Origin of the sequence: Arthrobacter sp. HMWF013 (assembly GCF_003061105.1) — a bacterium.
In the GTDB taxonomy this organism is placed as follows: Bacteria; Actinomycetota; Actinomycetes; order Actinomycetales; family Micrococcaceae; genus Arthrobacter.
This window is the reverse complement of record NZ_QAIQ01000692.1, coordinates 4,812-8,129: the sequence shown is the minus strand read 5'-3', so window position 1 is coordinate 8,129 and position 3,318 is coordinate 4,812. Positions and strand designations below refer to the sequence as shown.

General features: G+C 64.9%; 3 protein-coding genes and 1 pseudogene. 1 reads left to right on the top strand and 3 read right to left on the bottom strand.

The window, feature by feature from the left end; all coding sequences use genetic code 11:
- The first annotated feature begins 180 nt into the window (after nt 1-180).
- Nucleotides 181-606, top strand: a complete 426-nt coding sequence (locus DBR22_RS22515; RefSeq protein ID WP_108600810.1) for a hypothetical protein — start codon at nt 181-183, stop codon at nt 604-606.
- Between the two features lie 140 nt (nt 607-746).
- Here DBR22_RS22515 and DBR22_RS22510 read toward each other — a convergent pair whose 3' ends face one another.
- The 3 genes and pseudogenes from DBR22_RS22510 to DBR22_RS25060 all read right to left on the bottom strand — a co-directional run.
- Nucleotides 747-1,568 (bottom strand): endonuclease domain-containing protein, encoded by an 822-nt coding sequence (locus DBR22_RS22510; protein ID WP_108600809.1) that lies wholly within the window; start codon nt 1,566-1,568, stop codon nt 747-749.
- Nucleotides 1,569-1,963: 395 nt separating this feature from the next.
- Nucleotides 1,964-3,064 carry a polyprenyl synthetase family protein gene (locus DBR22_RS22505; protein ID WP_108600808.1) on the bottom strand — a complete coding sequence of 367 codons (1,101 nt, stop codon included), beginning with the start codon at nt 3,062-3,064 and terminating at the stop codon, nt 1,964-1,966.
- Nucleotides 3,061-3,318, bottom strand: a pseudogene (locus tag DBR22_RS25060) (FAD-dependent oxidoreductase); the annotation flags it as partial. The pseudogene DBR22_RS25060 and the gene DBR22_RS22505, both read right to left, overlap by 4 nt.

The window sequence follows — 3,318 nt, the reverse complement described above, 5'->3', positions numbered from 1 at the left end:
CCGCCACTGGCAGGCGCCGCTGGCCGTGCACGGCTGGCAGCGGCGGGGCGAAACCGGGGACGCGGGCGGCGGCTCTTAGGACGCTGCTCCGGGCGGGTCCGCGGGCGGCTTTGCAGGTGGTGTTCCGGGCGGCTTTTTGGGCGGCTTTTGGGACCCCGGCGATTAGCTAGGATTAGAGCCATGACTGACATGTTCCTCGAGAAATTCCGCGCGCTTGTTCCGAAGTATCTCGAAGATGAATGGCAGGAAGAGGACGGCCTTACCACTGAAGAGCTGGACGCCGCCCTCGCCGAACACCAGTTCCAGGTTCCGTTGGTCCTGAAGGAGTTCTACCAGGCCGTTGGCGGCTGCGAGGACCTCATGGAGGCCTACCACTACTTCTGGGACCCCGAAGAGCTGGAAGTTGATGACGAAGGCTTCCTGATGTTCCTTGAGGACGAGGAAGAACAGTTCACCTGGGGCATCCGCGTGGGCGACCTCAGCGTCCCGGATCCCATCGTCTACCGCCGCAACAACGCCCGCGGCCAGTGGAAATCCGAGGAGGGCACCTTCTCCGAGTTCGTCTTCGACATGTTCGAGTGGGCCTTCAACGACGAAGAGGACTAACCCCCCTCCCCGATTCACCCGCCGCGGCTCACTTCACGGCGCCCCTGCCGCTGGAATTCCCCGGGTTCGCCGCCGCCGTCCAGCGTGTCTGCCCAATCTACCGGCGTTTCGGCCGGCTCACAAGGCAAAGCCGGGGAGGCTCAGCGGACCACGCGTCCGCGAAGCACCTGCCAGACCTCAGTCATCATCCGCTGCGGGTTGTGGACCACGTCCCCGTAGCCATACCGGAGCACGGCGTAACCATCCAGGGTGCTGGCATTGTTCCTGCGCCGATCCTTCTTGACCTGCCGCGGCTCGAGGTGAGTGGCGCCGTCGAGTTCCACAATGAGGAATCCCTCCAGCAGGAAGTCCACAATTCCAATTCCTGGAAGGTCCACTTGGGTCTGCACGAAGATTCCTTCGTTTCGGAACATGAGCCTGGCCACCACCTCGATGGCAGATCCGGCGGTTCCGTCCACCAGTTCCAGGACCCTGCGGGCCGCCCCGTTCCGGTTGCCGGGCAGATAATTCCTAAGGTAGGACAGGTTTGTGGTCCCCTGCAGCAGCGCACTTTCCACCATGACGGCCGCTTCTACGCTTGGGAGGCACCGAAGCCCGTGAAGCAGCACGTCAGTCAGTCCAGCCACGGGCAACGCCGGCAGCGGAGGCACCACAGTTTCCCGGTGCAGCACGGAGCCCTTTGCATGCCCGTGGCGGCATAGGAGATGAAGGCGCGCGGGCTCGTGGAGACGCCAGAGCCGGTGATGGTCAGTAGCTGAGCCACAGGTCAGCAGGCCATTGGCCAGAACCGCAGCCACCATGTCCGGCTGGGCACCTGGGAGCGCCAAAATTCCCTGCCGCAGGCGAACCACCGGCCCCGTGGCGACGGCGTTACGGATGTTCCGGTCAGAAAATCCAGCTCTCCGGAGGGCCGTCGTCGTCGTCACTGAGCCGGCGTACCGCACGAAGGAAGTGACGTCCATCAGTCCAGCTGACCCCGATCCACGCACCGGCGGACAGGCCAGGACTGCGCTATGTGGACAACTCCTGCCGCTGGCCCTCCCCGGTATTGGGCCATCGCATGGGCGCGTCGACCCGACTCGCGGGCATGACGACGGCGGCCATTGGCGACCGTGGGGAGATCCAGCGCGGTTGGAGCGGGAAAGTCTGTGACACCCAAGTAACAAGGGGCTTGCGCTTTGTGACAAACCTGTCATAGACTGTTCACGGATCCGCTAAACGCCTCCGGCGGATCTGATGCGAACGGAGAAATAGCCCCGGTTCGATGCAACGTATGACTCGTAACGTTGCAGAGAACCGGGGCTATTCCGCTTTAACAGCAATCCCAGGCCAAGCTAGCCGGGGTCAAAAGCCAGGATCAGCTGGCGCGGTCCACCACGGCCAGGGCGAAGTTGGACAGCGAAGACTTCACAACACCCTCGGGCAGTGGGGCCAGGGCAGCGATGGCTTCATCGGCCCAGCCGCGGGCAACCACCCAGGATTCGGCCGTCACCGGGTGCTCGCGCAGCCCGGCCACGGCGGAAGCCAACGCCTCGTCCGAGGTCAGGTCCCCATCAATGAGCTTCAAAAGTTCGACGGCGGACTGGTCGCCGGCAGCCGCATCGCGCCGGAGGAACAGCACAGGCAGCGTGGGGACGCCTTCGCGGAGGTCAGTGCCCGGGGACTTGCCCGACTTGACCTTGACGCCCGTGACATCGATGACGTCGTCGGCCAGCTGGAAGGCAACGCCCACCTTCTCGCCGTACTCCACGAGCACATTCTCGTACGCCGGATCTGCGCCGGCGAAGATCGCGCCAAGCTGGCCGGAAGCAGCCACCAGGGAGCCGGTCTTATCGGCGATGACGGAGAGGTAGTGGTCCACCGGATCCTCGTCCGGACGCGGGCCCACAGTTTCATGCAGCTGGCCCAGGCACAGGCGTTCGAAGGTGCGGGCCTGGATACCCAGAGCACGCGAACCCAGCTCGGACACCAGGATGGAGGCGCGGGCAAAAATGAGGTCGCCGGTGAGGACCGCAACCGAGTTTCCCCAGACCTCGTGGGCCGTAGGAGCGCCGCGGCGGAAGGGGGCGGAGTCCATGACGTCGTCGTGATAGAGGGTTGCGAGGTGGGTCAGTTCAACCACCACGGCAGCCTGCACCACGGCCGGCAGCGAAGCATCACCGAGGTGTGCGCACAGCAGGGTCAGAAGCGGACGGATGCGTTTGCCGCCGGCTTCCACCAGGTGGCGCGACGTCGCGTCAGCCAGCGGATCGGAGTTGGCGATCGCTTCGCGCAGCTTCTTCTCCACCCGGGCCAGGTTGTTGGTGATGGCGGGGCCCAGCTCGGCGTCCTCCGCGATCGCCGCAAAGCCGGCAGGCAGCTGGAGGCCCGTGGCAATGGCGGTGGTGTTGAGGCTGGGTTCGGAGTCCGGCAGGCCGTGCCCGGCGTGCGTCCAGCTGTGGTCTGCGGAGTTAGTCACGGGTTAACCCTAACTTTTTGTTGCGGATACCGCTGGTTCGTAGCCGGGGAGGTATTGGATGTCGCCGGGACGAGCAGTTCCAGGACCCGGATGACGCGGTCCTCGAAGCCCTTCGCGGCCGGGTCGGTGAGGTTGGCCAGGAGCCGCACCACAAAGCGCATCAGGACGGGAATCGGCATGCCGGTCCGCAGCGCGAGCTTCATGACCGCAGGCTTTCCGATCAGCGCGGCAAAGGCCCGGCCCAGCGTGAAGTG